This is a genomic window from Desulfatiglans anilini DSM 4660 (assembly GCF_000422285.1).
GTDB classification, from domain to species: Bacteria; Desulfobacterota; DSM-4660; order Desulfatiglandales; family Desulfatiglandaceae; genus Desulfatiglans; species Desulfatiglans anilini.
Map to the genome: position 1 here is coordinate 34,705 of NZ_AULM01000010.1, position 18,363 is coordinate 53,067.

General features: G+C 61.6%; 11 protein-coding genes. 9 read left to right on the top strand and 2 right to left on the bottom strand.

Going from position 1 to position 18,363, the window contains the following annotated elements; all coding sequences use genetic code 11:
• The first annotated feature begins 488 nt into the window (after positions 1 to 488).
• Complete coding sequence (locus H567_RS24075; RefSeq protein ID WP_051184685.1) at positions 489 to 2,039, top strand: B12-binding domain-containing radical SAM protein; 1,551 nt, start codon at positions 489 to 491, stop codon at positions 2,037 to 2,039.
• Positions 2,040 to 2,062: 23 nt separating this feature from the next.
• Here H567_RS24075 and H567_RS0109420 read toward each other — a convergent pair whose 3' ends face one another.
• Positions 2,063 to 4,117 (bottom strand): NAD(+) synthase, encoded by a 2,055-nt coding sequence (locus H567_RS0109420; protein ID WP_028321210.1) that lies wholly within the window; start codon positions 4,115 to 4,117, stop codon positions 2,063 to 2,065.
• A gap of 580 nt (positions 4,118 to 4,697) precedes the next feature.
• Here H567_RS0109420 and H567_RS24080 point away from each other — a divergent pair.
• The 8 genes from H567_RS24080 to H567_RS27120 all read left to right on the top strand — a co-directional run bounded on the left by H567_RS24080 (position 4,698) and on the right by H567_RS27120 (position 17,841).
• Positions 4,698 to 6,080: a malonyl-CoA decarboxylase domain-containing protein gene (locus tag H567_RS24080; RefSeq protein ID WP_084517091.1), complete on the top strand. Its 1,383-nt coding sequence runs from the start codon at positions 4,698 to 4,700 to the stop codon at positions 6,078 to 6,080.
• Between the two features lie 321 nt (positions 6,081 to 6,401).
• A complete protein-coding gene (locus tag H567_RS27115; RefSeq protein WP_051184674.1) occupies positions 6,402 to 9,011 on the top strand; it encodes an FAD-binding and (Fe-S)-binding domain-containing protein in 2,610 nt (869 codons plus the stop codon).
• A gap of 335 nt (positions 9,012 to 9,346) precedes the next feature.
• The gene (locus tag H567_RS0109440) at positions 9,347 to 10,588 is read left to right on the top strand and encodes a 2-hydroxyacyl-CoA dehydratase subunit D (protein ID WP_028321211.1); all 1,242 of its coding nucleotides are present in this window, start codon (positions 9,347 to 9,349) and stop codon (positions 10,586 to 10,588) included.
• 3 nt (positions 10,589 to 10,591) lie between these two features.
• Entirely contained in the window at positions 10,592 to 11,365 is a 774-nt protein-coding gene (locus H567_RS0109445; RefSeq protein WP_028321212.1) for an acyl-CoA dehydratase activase, read from the top strand.
• 247 nt (positions 11,366 to 11,612) lie between these two features.
• Complete coding sequence (locus H567_RS0109455; protein WP_028321214.1) at positions 11,613 to 13,193, top strand: class I adenylate-forming enzyme family protein; 1,581 nt, start codon at positions 11,613 to 11,615, stop codon at positions 13,191 to 13,193.
• Positions 13,194 to 13,370: 177 nt separating this feature from the next.
• Positions 13,371 to 14,561 carry a thiolase family protein gene (locus tag H567_RS0109460; RefSeq protein ID WP_028321215.1) on the top strand — a complete coding sequence of 397 codons (1,191 nt, stop codon included), beginning with the start codon at positions 13,371 to 13,373 and terminating at the stop codon, positions 14,559 to 14,561.
• Between the two features lie 271 nt (positions 14,562 to 14,832).
• Positions 14,833 to 16,512 carry a Na/Pi cotransporter family protein gene (locus H567_RS0109465; protein ID WP_208598359.1) on the top strand — a complete coding sequence of 560 codons (1,680 nt, stop codon included), beginning with the start codon at positions 14,833 to 14,835 and terminating at the stop codon, positions 16,510 to 16,512.
• A 570-nt stretch (positions 16,513 to 17,082) separates the two neighbouring features.
• Positions 17,083 to 17,841 (top strand): YkgJ family cysteine cluster protein, encoded by a 759-nt coding sequence (locus H567_RS27120; RefSeq protein ID WP_153306121.1) that lies wholly within the window; start codon positions 17,083 to 17,085, stop codon positions 17,839 to 17,841.
• 31 nt (positions 17,842 to 17,872) lie between these two features.
• Here H567_RS27120 and H567_RS0109480 read toward each other — a convergent pair whose 3' ends face one another.
• The gene (locus tag H567_RS0109480; protein ID WP_028321217.1) at positions 17,873 to 18,337 is read right to left on the bottom strand and encodes a universal stress protein; all 465 of its coding nucleotides are present in this window, start codon (positions 18,335 to 18,337) and stop codon (positions 17,873 to 17,875) included.
• Between the last annotated feature and the right edge of the window lie 26 nt (positions 18,338 to 18,363).

Here is an 18,363-nt window from a genome sequence, read left to right on the forward strand (position 1 = left end):
TCTCCTTGGCATCCATCTGAAAAAGGTCTTTTTCGCCGATCCTGGCGTCCATCTGCACGTTTGCGCGCGTGGCGCCCCATAGGTTGCCTCTGCGCAGGCGCCTGATAGACTTCATTTATCGGGCGAGCCGGGACCCGCCGCAAAGGGGTGGGACTGAGCGCCCGAAGGGTGTAGGGAAAAATCCTCACATCCGAATTGGAAACCGGATTATACCGGAAAATGATTTCCGGAAGGGCGCTCCTCTGAAGGAGCGGACTTCTTCGACCCGTCTCCGAAGGGTCTGCCCGGCGCTCCGCCGGGGGGCCGGAAGCGGTGCTGTCCAGAAAAAGCATACTCAGTATCGCTTGAAAATTCAACCGGGAAGGCGCAGGATCATGACAGGAATCCGCACGGTGGAGGGCGGCGTGAAAGAAAGTCATCAATCCAGGCAATCTTGTCGGGATGTCGTGTATTCGCGCGGTCCGGCCCGGCTCGAACGAAGGGGCCCGCTGCTGCTCATTCATCCGCCCGTGGCGAAGGCGAGCGAGCCGCCGGCCGGGATCGCACGGCTGGCCGGAGCGCTCGGCCGGCACGGGATCGGGTGCGTGGTCCTCGACGCCAACCTCGAAGGGCTTTGGGCGTCGATCCGGACACCGTTCGCGGCGTCGGACCGCTGGACGCAGAGGGCCGTGCGCGGAGTGGAGCGCAACATCGCCACGCTTTCGTCATGGGACGGTTATCGGAATATCGACCGTTACAAACGGGCTGTCGCGGATCTGAACCGGGTGGCGGGGGCGGCAGCGGCTGCATCGGGCGTGCACCTGACTCTTGCCGATTACCAGGATCCGCTCCGCTCAGCCGTGCGAAGCGCCGATCTCCTGGCCGCAGCCGAGGCGCCGGAGGCGGACCCGTTTTTCGGCTGGTTCAGCCGTCGCCTGGAGGAGGTGCTTTCCGTCCATGGCCCGTCGATGGTCGGGTTCTCCCTCAATTACTTGAGCCAGGCCCTCACCGCCTTCGCCATGGCGGGATTCCTGAGAAGACTCGACGGACGGCTTCCCATCGTTTTCGGCGGCGGACTGGTGACCTCCTGGATGCGGCGCCCGGCTTTCCGGAATCCGTTCGGGGGCCTTATCGACACATTGGTCGCGGGCCCCGGCGAAGGCTTCCTCCTGGAAAGCTTCGGGGTCGAGGAGCCGGGCGCGGCCGGCCCGCCCGATTTTTCGGTGTTTTCCCGCTACAGGTACCTTTCTCCTGGGCCGATCCTGCCCTACAGCGCCTCGAGCGGCTGTTACTGGGGACGCTGCTCATTCTGCCCCGAGCGCGCGGAGCGCAATCCCTACCGGCCCGTACCGCACACCGACGTGCTGACCGATCTCGGAGTGCTTTCACGCGCCGAGCGGCCTGTGCTGATTCATCTGCTGGACAACGCCGTGAGCCCGGCGCTCCTGAAGCGCCTGGCCGCAGGCGGCGGACCGGGCATGCCGTGGTACGGTTTTGCGCGCGCCTCGGAACTCCTGGCCGATGAGGATTTCTGCCGGGCCCTCAAACGCTCGGGCTGCGTGATGCTCAAACTCGGCCTCGAATCCGGGGACCAGGACGTCCTCGACGCGATGGGGAAGGGGGCGCGGGTCGAGACCGCGGGGCGCGTCCTCGATGGCCTCCGGCGGGCGGGAATCGCGACCTATGTCTACCTGCTCTTCGGCACACCGGGCGAAGACCGGGCGGCGGCGGAAAGAACGCTGGAGTTCGTCGTGCGGCACCGGGAGGCGATCGGTTTCCTGAACCTGGCGGTCTTCAACCTCCCCGTCCACAGTCCCGATGCCCGCGCGCTCGCCACGGACCCCTTTTATGAAGCGGATCTGTCTCTTTACACCGGCTTCGCTCACCCGCGGGGCTGGGATCGGCCCCTGGTCCGGCGGTTCCTGGACCGGGAGTTCCGCCGCCATCGGGCGGTGGCGCCCATCTTGCGCCGCGACCCTCCGCTGTTCACCTCCAACCACGCCCCGCTCTTTTCCATGGCTGCAGCGGCGGAAGGGCAGGCGCAGGGGCGCCGCCGCTGAACGCCTTGGCGGCCGGGGGGCGGCTATTCCGGCACGTTCCGCCTCAGTTCTTCCAGCCACACCTCCGCCTCGGAGTCGCTCGGGGCCCTCCAGTCGCTGCGGGGAGAGAGGGATCCGCCCGACCCGACCTTGGGGCCGTTCGGGATCGCGGTGCGCTTGAACTGGCTGATCTTGAAAAACCGGTAGAGGAATACCTCCAGCCACTTGCGGATGGCGGCCAGATCGTAAGCGTGGCGCTTGTCCGCCGGGATGAAGGGGGGCCAGGGACCTTTTTCCGGGTCCCTCCACGCATGGTGGGCGAGAAAGGCCACCTTGCTCGGGCGGAACCCGAAGCGGGTGATGTAGTAGAGGTTGAAGTCCTGAAGTTCGTAGGGGCCGATTTGCGCCTCGGTCTTTTGTGCGGGCTGGTCCGACAGGCCGCCGCCGGGGACGAGTTCGGGGGAGATTTCGGTCTCGAGGATCTCCTGGAGGACGGCGCCGGCCGCCTCGTCGAACTGCCGGGTGTGGATGACCCAGCGGATCAGGTGCTGGATCAGGGTCTTCGGCACCGAGACATTGACGTTGTAGTGCGACATTTGATCCCCGACGCCATACGTGGTCCAGCCGAGGGCCAGTTCGCTGATATCGCCGGTCCCCAGAACGATCGCCCTGCGGAGGTTCGCCAGGCGGAACAGGTGGGAGGTCCTCTCGCCGGCCTGCACGTTTTCGAAGGTCACATCGTAGACGGGCTTCCCCTGGGCGTAGGGGTGCCCGATGTCCTGGAACATCTGCATGCAGGACGGCCGGATGTCGATTTCGTGGGCCGTGACCCCGAGGGCGGACATGAGGCGGCGGGCGTTTTCGAGCGTCCTGGCGCTCGTGGCGAATCCCGGCATGGTGTATCCGAGGATGTTGGCGCGCGGCAGGCCGAGGCGGTCCATGGTCTTGGCCGCCACGATCACGGCCTGGGTGGAGTCGAGTCCGCCGGAGACACCGATGACCACCCGTTCGATACCGGCGGCGGTCAGACGCTTCATGAGGCTGTGGACCTGAATGTTGTAGACCTCGAAGCAGCGCTCGTTCAGGACACGGGGGTCGCTCGGCACGTAGGGAAAGCGCAGAACCTCCCGCAAAAGGGCGCTTTCTCCCTCGGGGACCGCGAAGGTGAACGGCACACGACGCAGTGCATGCAGCCGCTCCGTGTGGTCGCCGACGGCGTCGCCGAAGCTCGTCGTGCGCATCCGTTCCTGGAGGAGGCGCTCGAGGTCGACATCGGCCAGGATCACCTGCTCCTCTTGGGCGAAACGCTCCGACTCGGCAAGGAGATCGTTGTTCTCGTAAATGAGGGCATAGCCGTCCCAGGCGACGTCGTTGGTGGACTCGCCCGGGCCCGCCGCCGAATAGAGATAGGCCGCGAGGCACTTGGCGGATTGAAATGCGCAGAGGAGGCGGCGGTGCTCGGCCTTTCCGACGGTGATATTGCTTGCGGAGAGGTTCGCGAGGATGGTCGCACCGCCCATGGCGGCCCACGTGCTCGGGGGGATGGGGGCCCAGGCGTCCTCGCAGACCTCGACGTGCAGATTGAAGCCGGCCACGTTGCGGGCTTCGAAGATCAAGTCGTTTCCGAAAGGGACGCTCCGGCCGGCGAACATCACCTCGTGGGAAAACGCCTGGCGGGCGGCGGCAAATTGCCTCTTCTCGTAGTATTCGCGGTAATTGGGAAGAAAGCTTTTGGGGACAATGCCGAGAACCTCCCCCCGGTAGACGACGATGGCGCAGTTGAACAGGCGCCCCTCGCAGCGGAGCGGGGCCCCGACGAGCAGCACCGGCGCGAGGGTGCGGCTTGCCTCCACCAGTTGCTCGAGGGCGGAGCGCGTCGCCTCGAGCAGTGCGTCCTGATGAAAAAGGTCGTCGTTCGAGTAAGCGGAAAGGCCCATCTCTGGAAAAAGGGCCAGGGCCGCGCGGGCGTCCGAGGCGCGCTGGGCGAGGGCCAGGGTCCGCTCCAGGTTGTAGACGGGGTCCGCCACGCGCAGGAAAGGCACGCAGACCGCGGCTCGAATGAAACCATGCGTATAAGGGGAAAAAAAGGAAGGTCTCATGGGGCTCCTGAGTGCGGTTGAGGGCTGAAACCCGGTTTCGGTTCGAAGCTGGTGGGCTGTCTGCCGGTTCGGCCCGAAGCAGGCGCCTGTCCAGTCCACACCCCTCGGAAATGCTTGCCAGAAGCCTGCCGAAGACCTTCAGCAACCCAACGCTCCGCCGGGCTGATTCGACCTCCTCGAGGCACCGGCTCGGCGCGCCCGGCATGCTGAAAGGCCTGCATGCTCCAAATATTTTGTATAGCCTGCAAGGCCTTCCAAATCAAGTCAAATGACCCGGGATATCTGTGGATGATTTTACTTTCACATCGGGCCGTTTTTTAGATATTATAAAAAATTTGGTGATGCAGGCATCCGGGGCGTCCATGCAGCGGTGCCCATGTGCAGGCCGCCCTCGTTGGAGAGGACGGGGTGCCGGTGGAAGCTGCCGATGCTTCTGGGCGGCGGGCACGGATCGGTTTTCCGAGACAGGCCGGCGGTGATGTGCGGAAGGGGAGCGGTCGGGCCTTTGGCCGAAGGCCGGACCGGGTTTGCAGTTCGACAGTGCGGGATCGTCATTTCCGGATGAATACGGGGCAGACGGATGGTTGAACCCGAACGGCAGCAAAAGGGCATGATTGGAAGGAATGGCTCGTCGAGCATGGTGCAGCAGGTCCTCAGGGCCTTCGACGAACTCGAGAAGGAGGGCAGGCCGCTGGCCGCCGCTTTCCAGACGCTTCGGGCGGGTTATCACGCCCTGGGGGAGCCCGATCGCTTGCGCCTCTTTCTGGAGATGCTCAGGCGGGTCGAGGTCTCCAAGGCCTCGGTCGCGTCTCCGATCGAGGCTCTTGCCCAGTGCGACGAGGGCGACCCCCGCTGGGCCGGTCTCCTCGCCGACCTGCGGAGGCGCATACTGTCCCCGCGGTTGAGGCGTTTCCGAAAGCTCGCGCACATCCCGGGAGGGCTCAAGTTCATTCTGGATTTCAGGGGCGACCTCCTCGCGGCGCAGCGGGAGGGGGGCGTGGAGTTGGGGGCGTTGGACGCGGACATCGTCTTTCTGCTGGAGATGTGGTTTCAGGAGGGATTCCTGTATCTCGAGGAGATCACCCTCGATTCATCCTACCGGCAGATCGAACTGATCAAGAACAACGACATGGTCCACCCGATGACGCGCATCGAGGAAATGGGGCGGCGTCTCGGAAAGGACCGGCGCTGTTTCGCCCTCTATCATCGACTGCTGCCGTTCGAACCGGTGATCTTCATCGAGGTGGCCCTCACCTCGGGGCTTGCCCGCAGCATGGAGGAGGTTCTCGCGCCGGCTGGGGAGGGCTCGAGGATCGATACGGCGATATTCTATTCCATCAACAACACCCAGAACGGTTTGGCGGGGCTTGGCCTTGGGAGGATGTTGATCGGCAAGGTCGTGGATTACCTGCGCGGTGAAAACGAACATGTCCGCACCTTCGCTACGTTGAGCCCTATCCCCGGTTTCTGGAAACGCTATCTGCGGCCTGTCCTGGAGGGCCGGAAAACGGATGCGCGACTGACTTGCAGAGAGATTGCGGGGTTCTTTTCCAAGAAGGGGGCGGCCGTGGTCAGGGCGCGTTCGGACGGCGAGGCGGAAGGGGACGAGGCCTTCTGCAGGGCCCTTGCCCGCATCCTTGGCGAGGAGCAGTGGGTCCGGGACGAGGAGTTGAGGCGAAGCCTCGAAGGGCCGCTGAAGCGCACGACCTATGTCTACCTGACAGAGGAGAAGACCGGGCGCGGCAAACCACTCAACCCCGTAGCCGCCTTCCATCTGGGCAACGGCGCGACCGTGGCCCCGCGCCACATCCACTTCCTGGCCAACCCCACCCCGAGGGGGCTGCAGGAGTCGTGCGGGGTGATGGTCAACTACGTTTACGACTCGGATTGGCTGGGACAGATTCGCCGGACATTTCAATGGTTTGATCTCATGGAAGTGCGGGGGATCTTCCGGCGGCGCTGACGATGGCTCATCTGCATTTTACCTTGACAGGTTTACATGCCTTTATTATAGTTATTTTGTAGCTAAATAGTAGCGATAGCCGATGACGATAGCATAGAAGGGAGATATAGCAGCGACCAGGAAAAGCGATAGATATTTTCGGGAAAAACCACCAGCGTCACACAGATTTCAACGATCATTCGACCCCGCAGGGGGTCTCCGATTTCACCCCTTATCTTAAAATGCCGGCAGTGCCCGCCCAGGCTGCGGACTATCCAGGATACGCTCCGTGCTGCCGTAGGTCGAGGGCTGCGGTCTGCGCTCAGAGGAGGCTTGTTTTCTATGGATATCGCCAAGGTCATACCGGAGATTCAGGAGATTGTGGGTGCCGAGAACGTCTTCTACGATCGGGTGGAGTGCCTCAGCTATTCGCGGGATATGTCGGTCCACCAGGGCGTCCCCGACGCAGTGGTTTTCGCGAAGACGACCGAGCAAATCGCCGCCATCATGAAGATCGCGCACCGCGAAAAGATCCCCGTCACTGCACGGGGGACCGGAACCAGCGTCACCGGTGCGGTGTTGCCGGTAAGAGGCGGGCTGCTGCTGGACCTCCACCAGATGAACAACATCCTCGAGATCAACAAGGCGGATTTCTACGCTCGCCTCGAGCCCGGGGTCGTTTGTGTGCAGCTCAACAATCGGCTTGCCAAGGACAACCTCATGTTCCCCCCCAATCCGGGGAGCGAGGTCGTCGCTACCATCGGCGGCATGGTTTCCACCAACGCGAGCGGGCACCGCGCGGTCAAGTACGGGACGACGCGGGACTACATCAAGGGACTGAAGGTGGTCCTGGCCGACGGTTCCATCATCGAGACAGGCACGCGTGCACCCAAGACCTCCCTCGGATATGACCTGACGCATCTCTTTACGGCGGCCGAAGGGACCCTCGGGATTATCACGGAGGTCATCGCCAAGCTGGAGCCCAAACCGGAATATGCGGCGCTGGCCCTGGCCATCTTCGGGGATCTGAACGCGGCCGGCGATGCGGTGACCGAGGTGACCACCTCCGGGATCAAGCTGGCGGGGTGCGAGATCCTCGACAAGAACAGCATCAAGGTCGTCGAGAAGGCCCTCGGACGGGATGCGAGCAAGATCGAGGCGATTCTCATCATGGAGGCGGACGGCGTCAAGGAAGTGGTGGTCCGCGACATGGAGAAGATCGGCGAGATCTGCCGGAAATGGAACGTTCAGGAATTCGAGTGGACGGACGACCCCCACAAGCGGGAGGAGATGATGCGCGCCCGCGGCGGGCTGGTCCCGACCCTTTCGCGCTTGAAGCCGGGCAACCGCCTCGTGCCGATCGCTGAGGATCTGGGCGTACCGTCGAGCAAGATCCCGGAGACCATCCGGCGCGCCCAGGAGATCGCCAAGAAATACAACGTGCTGATCGCCACCTTCGGACACGTGGGCGATGGGAATGTGCATACGACCTTCGTCTCCGACGTGCGCAGCCGTGATGACTGGGACCGCCTGAAACCGGCGGTGGAAGAACTCGTTGCAACCGCCCTGGAGATGAAGGGAACGCTGAGCGCCGAGCACGGGAGCGGCCTGACCCGGGCGCCCCACATGGAGATGCAGCTCGGCCGGTCCTTCGATCTGATGCGGAAGATCAAGCAGGCGCTCGACCCGGACAACATCCTCAACCCGGGCAAGATGGGCCTCGATGATTCGGAGCGGAAGCCCGACATCTATGACTACTTCGCCTTCCAGCCGCTGGTGGAGCATCCCGAAGGTCTGAACTCGCTAGGCAAGAGCCTGGACGATGAAGTCTTGGCCTGCATCCACTGCGGGTTCTGCCGGCTGGGATGTCCGACCTTCAGCGTCACCCACCGGGAGGCTCGCAATGCGCGCGGCCGCAATGCCTTGGCCTTTTATTTCATGAACGGCACGATCGAGCCGTCGAAGGAACTGGCCGAGGCCTTTTACTCCTGCACCACCTGCCAGGCCTGTACCTACTTCTGCCCCGCCCGCATCTGCGTGGACGAGATCGTCGAGGGCGTGCGCCGCAAACTCTATGACGCTGGTTTCGTCCCCGAGTCGGTCCTGGCCGTTCGGGACAATATCCTGAAGACCGGCAACGTCTATGCGAGCGCCCAGACCGACCGGATCGAGATCTACCCGCCGGCCCTGAAGGAGAAGGCAAAGAAAGGTGAGTTGAAGGCCAAGGCCGAGACCCTGCTCTTCATGGGGTGCGTCCCGAGCTACCTCGATATGAAGATGGTGCCGAGCCTGCTGAAGCCGTTGGATGCCGCGGGCGTGGATTACACGGTGCTGGCGACGGAGGAGAACTGCTGCGGATTCCCCCTTTACCTGATGGGGTCCAAGGATTTCGAGTCCCATGCCGAGCAGTTGATGGAGCGGATCAAGGCTACGGGGGCGAAAGAACTCGTCACCCCTTGCGCCGGGTGCTTCAAGACCTTCAAGAAGCTTTACCCGCAGTTGGGTGAGATGGGCATCGAAGTGCATCACTCGGTGACCTATTTCGACAAGCTGATCCAGGAAGGAAGCCTGAAGTTCAAGGGGGATCTGGGCAAGAAGGTCACCTATCACGATCCGTGCGACCTCGGGCGCGCCCTGCAGATCTTCGATGAGCCGCGCCGGATCCTGCAGGCCGTCCCGGGACTGGAATTTGCCGAGATGGCGCGCAATCGGCTGCAGTCCCGCTGCTGCGGCGGCGGGGGCGGCGTCCAGGCGTTCGACCCGGAGATGTCCGTGGCGATGGCGGCCGAGCGCGTCAGGGATGCCCTGGCGGCCGGGGCCGAGGTGATCGTATCCGGATGCGCCGCATGCAAGGACAATCTCAAAAAGGGCGCGAAGGCCATCCCCAAGGGGGAACGCGGCAAGATCAAGATCATGGATATCACGGAGATTGTCGCTGACGCGATGGCATAGGAGTGAAGACTGGCGGCCCGGGCGTCTGCGGCGCCCCTTCCCCGGGGCTTGCCCCGGGGAGTGCCGCCTTATCCAGAGCGGGCCGTGCATCCTTGGGGTAGGTCTTCAGGGTCGCGGGCCGGTTTTTCTTCCGGGAAAAGCGCTCTTTCCTCGGTGTGCGGACCGGAGAGGCACGCTCATCCAGGGAGGCTCCAACCGCCGCCCTTCTAGATAAAGCGAAAAAGGCCGGGATGTGGCCGGCGGGATTGGGACCAGCGGTGCGAAGGGGCCGGCGTCGTCGGTGAGAGGCTCCGCCGGGAAGGCTTCCGGAAGACTATCAACGAGAAAAGGGGTGTATGGACGTGGGAGAAAAACCCTTGAGAAAAGAGATCACTGCCGGCAAGGTCCTCAAGAAGATCATGGCCGACCATTTTTATGAACTGGATGCTGCAGCCAAGAGCCGCAGCCCGAAGATCGCCTGGTGCACCAGCGTGGGGCCGGCGGAACTGCTGAGGGGGATGGGGTTTCTGGTGTATTTCCCCGAAAACCACGGCGCCATGCTGGGAGCCACCCGGATGGCGGCGGAGTTGATCCCCTACGCGAACGCCGTCGGCTACTCCCCCGATATCTGCTCCTACCTGACCTCCGACGTCGGATCCTACCTTCGGAAGCAAACGCCGCTCACCAAGGCCTACGGGATCGAATCGGTGCCGCTGCCCGATGTCCTGGTCTTCAACACCAACCAGTGCCGGGATGTGCAGGATTGGTTCGCCTGGTATTCCCGGGAATTGAACGTGCCGCTGGTCGGTCTTTACACGCACCGCGACATCGGCCCCATACACAAGTATGAGCTGGAGGACATCGCCCAGCAGATCCGCGACCTCATACCGCCGCTCGAAGAGATTGCGGGGACCCGTTTCGATATGGACCGCTTCAAGGGGGCGCTCGCCCTGTCGAGGAGGACATCGGAGCTTTGGCGGGCCTGCCTCGAGTCGGCGGCCGCGATCCCCTCGCCCTGGACCTTCTTCGATGCCACGATCCACATGGGCCCCGCGGTGGTGGCGCGCGGTACCCAGGCGGCGGTCGATTACTATGAACTGCTCCTGAAAGAGCTGCAGGAGCGGGTGGTGAACAAGGTGGCGGCGGTCGAGGGCGAGCGCCACCGGATCTATTGGGAGGGGATGCCGATCTGGGGCAAGTTGAGGCCGCTCTCCGATCAGTTCGCCTCCCTGAAGACCTGCGTCGTGGCCTCGACTTACTGCAACAGCTGGATCTTCGATCAACTGGACCCGAATGATCCATTTTTGAGCATGGCTCGCGCCTATACGGAGCTTTTCATCGTCCGCGACGAGCCTTACAAGGAGGCCTATATCCAGGATGCGCACGAGCGGTTCCGATTCGACGGCATCCTCTTCCACGACGCCAAGACCTGCCCCAACAACTCCAATAACCGCTACGGCATGCCCGAGAGGCTGAGCCGGAACCTGGGGATCCCCGTTCTGACGATCAACGGCGATCTGAACGATCTGCGCTGCTACAGCGAGGAACAGACGAAGACCAATATCGAGGCTTTTATCGAGCAGTTGGAAGAGGTTTGAGCGTTGGGAGGAATCTTTGCGGGTGTGGATGTCGGGGCCTCCCGCACCAAAGTGGCCCTGCTGGACGAGGATCGGAAGCTGATCGGCAAAGCTGTCTTGAAATCGGGCACGGATTTTTCGCGCACGGCCGAGGCAGGGCTGTCGGCGGCATTGGAGGAGGCCGGATGTGGGCGGCCGGAGATCCGGGGGTGTGTATCCACCGGATACGGCCGGAAAAACGTGACATTCCACAACGACACCAAGACCGAGATCAGCTGCCACGCGAAGGGCTGTTTCCACTATTTCCCGATGGCCATCACCATCATCGACATCGGCGGCCAGGACAACAAGGTCATCAAGCTGGACGACCATGGCCGGCGGATCAGTTTCAAGATGAACCGCAAGTGCGCCGCTGGGACGGGGGCCTTTCTGGAAGAGATGTCGGTTAGGCTCGATATCCCGTTGGAGGAGATGGACGGGCTGGCGGAGGCCTCCACGGATATGGTCGAACTGGGCAGTTATTGCACCGTTTTTTCGGCCACGGAAGTGCTGGAAAAGATCCGGCAGGGGAAAAAAGTCCCGGACATCGTCAAGGGGCTTTTTTTTTCGGTCCTGAAGCGGGTGCTCGAGATGGATTCCTTGACGGAGCGGGTCGTCATGACCGGCGGGGTCGTAGCGCACAATCCTTACCTCGTGAAGATGCTGGAGGAGCTGGTGGACCGGGAGATCCTGGTGCCGCCGTTTCCACAGCTGACCGGTGCGGTGGGGGCGGCCCTGTTCGCGCTGGAGGCCGCTTAGTTTCCGATTCGGAAATGAGGACTGTTCTTCACACCGTTCGCGTGCCGAGCTTCACACGAGAAGACACCGGCCAGGCGTCCTGCGGCTGTCTCGGGGCAGGCCTTTCATCATTCCGGGTTGAGGCCGGCCCGGCGCTGTTGGCTGGGAAGAAGACCTGCAGCCGTCTGCAGGGCACGGCTGAAGGCCGTGTAAAAATTCCGCGCTTTCAGGTGGAAGCGAAATGAAACGATAGGGGGAGGTTTGCACAATGACGAGAAGCAAGTGGATGCACATGGGTACCATCTTGAAGATGAACGCCTACAACTATCCCGACAAGTTGGGATGGCAGGACCGCAACAAGGAATTCACCTTCAAGCAATGGAACGAGCGCGCCTGTCGGTTCGCGAACGGGTTGGTCAAGCTCGGGGTGGGGCATAAGGACACCTTTTCGGTGATCGCTTACAACAGAGGGGAATGGATGGATATCTACGCCGGCTGCGCCAAAGGCGGACAGGTGGTGGTTCCCGTCATGTTCAGGTTGGCCGGACCCGAAATCGAGTTCATCGCGAATCACTCGGAGAGCAAGGCGTTCATCGTGGAGGCCCCCTTCGTGGATCTGATCAACAGCATCCGCGATAAGCTCTCGGTCCCCAAAGGGAACTACATCTACCTGGGCGATGGGCCTGCCCCCGAAGGGTATATCGGTTTCGAGGAATGGCTGGCGGCCTCCTCGCCGGAAGAGCCGGATTGGGTGGTGGATGCCGACGACATCTGGACCATCATGTACACCTCGGGGACGACCGGCCGCCCCAAGGGCGTCATGAAGACCCACGAGAGCTTCATGGCGATGTACTATCTGAACCTTGTCAACATGGGCGTCCGGCCGACCGACAAGGTGATGCTGGTGATGCCGATGTGCCATGTCAACTCCATCTATTATTCATTTCCGTACACGCTCATCACGGCGCCCGTGTTCGTCAACAACATGGTGAGCTTCGACCCCGAAGATCTCCTGCGGACGATCGAAAAGTACAAGATCACCTTCACCTCCCTGGTGCCTACGCATTACATCATGATGCTGGCGCTGCCCGACGAGGTCAAAAACAGCATCGACGTTTCTTCCATACGGCAGTTGCTGATTTCGTCCGCACCCGCCCGGAAAGATCTCAAGCTCGCGATCATGGAATACTTCAAGAACGCCGAGTTGTGGGAGGCTTACGGCAGCACCGAAGGCGGGCTGGTAACGCTCCTCAGGCCCGAAGACCAGTTCAAGAAGCTCGGTTCGATCGGCAAGGAGATCTTCGGTACGGACCGCATCCGGATCCTGGATGAAGACCGCAACGAGGTGCCGGACGGCGAGGTGGGCGAGCTCTTTTACCGCACCCCGATGCTCTTCAAGGAGTACCTGAAGGAGCCCGAAAAGACCAAGGAGGCCTTTTTCGAGGGCTGGTCCTCGGCCGGTGATATGGTCCGGCGCGACGAGGATGGTTACTATGCCCTGGTCGACCGCAAGGCCAACATGATCATCACCGGCGGCGAGAATGTTTATCCCTCGGAGGTCGAGAATGTGGTCGGATCGCACGACGCGGTGAAGGATGTGGCCATCATCGGGATCCCGGACGAAAAATGGGGAGAAACCATCAAGGCGGTGGTCGTTCTGCACGCGGGATACGAGCCGTCCCCGGATCTGGCCAAGGAGATCATGGACTTCTGCAAAGGCAGACTTGCAGGTTTCAAGCGGCCGAAGAGCGTCGATTTCATTGCCGACGACCAGATGCCGAGAACCCCGACTGGAAAGATCCTGCACCGGATCCTGCGGGAAAAATACGGAAAATGGAGCGACGCCTGATCCAAGACCGGTAGGGGGAGCAGACAAAGAGCAGACGGTATGGCTGAAGCTGTTGAACTTGCACCATCATGGCGTCCACTCGAGCGAGGGGCGCGAAAATACCATTCCAGATGGAAACGGGCTCATGCCCGCCAATCATTTCCAGATGGACACTAATCAATCGGGAGGGTTTGTATCATGTTGAAGAAAGCGTTTATTCCTTACAAGGGCTATTACTCGACCCCGTTCTGCCGCTGGCAGGGCAGCATGGCCAATGAGAACGCCATTTCACTGGCCGCCAACACCGCCAAGCGATGGCTGGCGCAGAAGAACTGGGATCCGAAGATGTACGAGTACCTGGTTTTCGGGAACACCATCGGGCAGCACCACCAGTTCTACGCGAGCCCCTGGGCCGCCGCCCTCATGGGATCGGGCGCAACGCCCGGGCTGATCCTGAGCCAGGCCTGCACCACGTCGATGACCTGCATCTTCACCGCCGCGATGGGCGTCGAGGCCGGTTGGTACACGGTGGCTTCCGCGCTCATGACGGACCGCTGCTCCAACGGACCCCACACGATTTGGCCCAACCCGATGGGACCGGGTGGAGAGGTCATTTCGGAGAACTGGCTGATGGACAATTTCAACAGCGATCCGAATGTCGGCCTCAAGATGATCGAGACCGCGGAAAACGTGGCCAAAGAAGGCGGGTTCACCAAAGAGCAGTGCGACGAACTGACCCTCAGGCGGTACGAGCAGTACAACGAATCGCTCGCCAATGACCGGGAATTCCAGAAGCGTTACATGTTCCCCGCGGAGGTGGTCATCTCGAAGAAGAAGAGCCTCCTGATCGAAGAAGACGAGGGCATCACGCCTACGACCAAAGAGGGGCTGGCCAAGCTGAAGCCCGTCATCCCGGGCGGCGTCCACAGCTTCGGTGCCCAGACGCACCCCGCCGACGGCAACTGCATGGTGACCGTCACCACGGAGGCCAAGGCCAAGGAACTCAGCGCCGACCCCGCGGTCAGCATCCAGGTGGTCTCGGGCGGCTATTCCCGTGAGCGTCCGGGTTACATGGCCGCCGCACCGGTTCCCGCCGCTCGTCTGGCGCTCGAGAAGGCCGGTCTCAAGATCGAGGACATCAAGGTCATCAAGACCCATAACCCGTTTATCGTGAACGATCTCTATATGAGCCGGCAGATGGGGCTCGACCCGTTCAAGTTCAACAACTACGGCTGCTCGCTCGTCTACGGCCACCCGCAGGGACCGACCGCGGGCCGCATCATCATCGAGGGGATCGAAGAGACGGTCAAGCTCGGTGGCGGCTACTTACTCTGGGCCGGCTGCGCAGCGGGTGACACGGGCGGTTCGTTGATTCTCAAGATCTCGTAACCCGCCCTTTAGTTGACCTTCAGTCTTCAATTTGTTATGAAAGATCGTCCCTCTCGAAGGGGGGCGGTCTTTTTTTTGAACCTCTGATCGAAGAACGACCAGCAAGGCATGGAGCATGCGGACCTTTCCGATCGTTGGAAAGGGCTCGATCCCGATTCAGCCGCGGCGGTGGGGAACCCCGGGCCCATGCATGCGATTCGGCTTTGGGCGCGGAGTGCGAGGGAGTTGGCTTGTTTTTTAGACGAAATCCGTATTTGAGGGTCGGCGCGCCATGATGAAAATGGTGATCTTCCAGTCGCTGGGTGGACTGGGCCTGTTCCTGTTCGGCATGAAGATCATGTCGGAAGGGCTGCAGCGCGTGGCCGGCAGCAAAATGCGGCAGATATTGGGTTTTGTTTCCAACAACCGGCTGATCGGCTGTCTGGTGGGGACGGGTGTCACTAGCGTGATCCAGAGTTCGAGCGCGATGACGGTCATGCTGGTCGGGTTTGTGGACGCGGGCCTCATGACGCTGCGCCAGGCCATCGGCGTCACCCTCGGGGCGAACATCGGGACGACGGTCACGGCACAGCTGATCGCGTTCAAGATCGAAGACTATGCGCTGCCGGCCGTTGCGCTGGGCGTGCTGCTGAAGTTTTTCATCGGCCGGAAGAAATGGCGTTATGTTGGAGACGTCATGTTGGGATTCGGATTGGTCTTTTTCGGGCTGAGCCTCATGAAGACCGGATTCGCGCCGCTCCGAACCAACCCGACCTTCATCGCCTTTTTCACCAAGTTCCAGGCCGACACGCTTGTCGGGATCATGCTCTGCGTCCTGGCCGGTGCGGTCCTCACGATGATTCTGCAGAGTTCCAGCGCGACGGTGGGCATTACCATGGCCCTGGCGAGCCAGGGACTGCTGAGTTTCGAGGCGAGCGTCGCCCTCATCCTGGGGGAGAACGTCGGTACGACGGTCACCGCACAGCTGGCGGCGGTCGGTGCGAGCGACACCGCGCGTGAGACGGCGATGGCGCACAGCCTTTTCAACGTATTGGGCGTTTTCAACATCATTCTGATCTTCCCTTACTTCGTGGACCTCGTGTCCTGGGCCACCTCCCTCATGTTCGAGGAGGGCGGAGCCCGTCTGCTGGTCGATGGCGAATACCCTTATGTCGCCCGCTATATCGCGAATGCGCACACGCTGTTCAATGTCGTGAATGCCGTCGTCTTTCTGGGGCTGCTGCCTTATCTCGTACGGGCCGCCGTCTGGCTGACCCCGGGCAAGGCCAAAGAGGATGTGATGGAGGAGATGCACCACGTCAAATACCTCGACAGCCGTTTCGTCGAGACGCCTTCGGTCGCCATTGGACAGGCGCGTGCCGAGACCATTCGAATGGGCGAGATCGTCGAGGTCATGTACAACGACGTGGTGAACTGCCTGAAAGACCGGCAGATGGGGGAGTTGTCCAAGTGGCGGAAGCGTGAGGACGCCGTGGACATCCTGCAGAAAGAGATCACTCAGTTCCTCGTGCGGGTTGTCCAGGGCCCGATTACACCCGAAGAGTCGAAAGAGGTCAATTCGTTGATCCGCATGGTCAACAACTTCGAGCGCATGGGGGATGCGGTCGAGAACCTCGCCGAACTCATTCAGGAGCTGATCGAGCAGGATCTCCATCTTTCGGAGGGCGGCCTGTACGATTACCAGGTGATTTCGGATGAAGCGAGGCGGTTTATCCGGTTGATCATCGACGCCATGAAAAAGGATGACAAGACGGTCATGGGCAGGGCGCAGGTCTTGGAAGACAGCATCAACAACATGCGCGAGGAGATGCGCGGCAATTACCTCATGCGCCTCCAGAGCGGTATCTGCACGGTGGATCCCGGCCTGATCCTGGTGGACATGCTGACGGCCTTTGAGAAGATCGGCGACTACTGCTACAACATTGCCCAGGCTGTGGCGGGAGTGAAATAGTTAGCCGGAAATGGTCTTTTTTGCCCATCTCGGCGTCAATCTGCACGTTTGCTTGTGTGGCGACCCGCAGGTCGCCTCCTGCCGGAAATGGTCTTTTTTGCCCATCTCGGCGTCAATCTGCACGTTTGCTTGTGCGGCGACCTGCAGGTCGCCTCCGCACAAACGCTGGATTGACTTGATCTGGGCAAAAAATCCTCATTTCCGGCCTGTAGGCGATGTCGTGAGGGATGTTTTTCTCAGGTGAGAAAACTGACGAAGGTCGTCTTCGCCTTAGGCTGGAAGCTTAATATGGCCGGGTAATCTATCTCGTGGAGGGGCTTGCGTCCTGCGGAATGTTCCTTTGCGGGTTGGGAAGCCGAAAGGGCCTTGCAGTTCTTTTTGGATGGGATGGGTCATGTGGTTGCCGGTTGGCCTGTGCGGGGAAGGTATAGCGGCTGAGGGCCGTAAAAAGCGCCTGCCCAGCATCGGTTGGCCTGTGCGGGGGAGGAACAGGGGTCTTGCCGGGTGACCCTCCGTGTAAAGGAAGACAGGGTGGTGCCGGAGGGTGATTTCCGGGCTGGAGGTTTGCGGTTGGATGAATCGATTCCGGATGGGAAGCAGGAGATGATGCAATCGGGACATGAACCGAGAACGGAGTGCATTCGCTGCGGGCAGTGCTGCCTGAACAGCAGCCCCACGCTCCAAAAGGAGGACGCCCGCCTCGTGCTGGAGGGGCGGATCCCACGGGACGCGCTGTATACCGTCAGGGTCGGAGAACTGGTCCATGACCCGGTGGAGGGGCGCAGCGGAATCGCCGCCAAGGAAATGATCAAACTCAAAGAGCGGGGGCAGCGAGGCGGGTGCGTTTTCTATGACGCGGAGGAGCGTGCCTGCCGCATCTACCCTTCGCGTCCGAGCCAGTGCGCAGCTCTGGCCTGCTGGGACCTCAGCGCGTTCATGCGTGTCTACGAGGGGGCGAAGGCCCAGCGTACGGATGTCATCGAGGACCCGACCCTTCTCCGTCTGATGGCCGAACACGAGGAGCGCTGCAACTACGAAGAGATCGCGCACTGGGTCTGGGCCATCGAAGAGCAGGGTGAGAAGGCGGTCAAAGAATTGCTGAATCTCCTGCGTTTCGATCACGACTTGAGGCCTTTGGCCGCAAGGCGTTTGAACCTCGATGCCGCCTGTATGGATCTGCTTTTCGGGCGGCCCCTTGTCGAGACGATCGGGATGTTCGGTTTGGAGGTCAAAAGGGAGGCCGGCGGCGCGTTTCTGCTGACAGCGCTTCCGCGGGACCGCCGCGCAGAGGGCGGTTCCGGCGCCCGGAAGCCCCCAGCGCGGATTTGAAGCCGCTTGATGGATAGCCTGCGCCTGGAACTCAGGTCGTTTCGAAGCCTCGGATGCTGAGCAGCGGGACCGGGCATTTCCGGAACATCTTTTCGGCCGTGGACCCGAAGATGACGCTCGAGAGATTGCTTCGGCCCTTGGTGTTCATGACCACAAGATCCGCCTTTTCCGCTTCGACGGCCCCGAGGATCTCGAGAAAGGGCACGCCCGTCTTCAGGAGGATCTTCGTTTCGACCCCGCTGTGACCCGTCCCGGCCAGCATCCGCTCGATGGCGGTTCTGCGCTCCGCCTTCTCCTGTTCGAGATAGGTTTCGACCCGAAAGGTCTCGGTGAGCCGGGAGACCTTTTCCACCGCCTCGATGTCCCGCTGATTGATGACGTGGACCACCGTCAAGCCGGCCTTCATGCCGGCTGCGACAAGAGCCGCGTAGTCGAGAGTAGGTGCTGCATAGCTCGAGAGATCTATGGCGACCAGAATACGTTTTATCTGTTTCATTCCCTCTCTCCTCCTCATGTGTACGT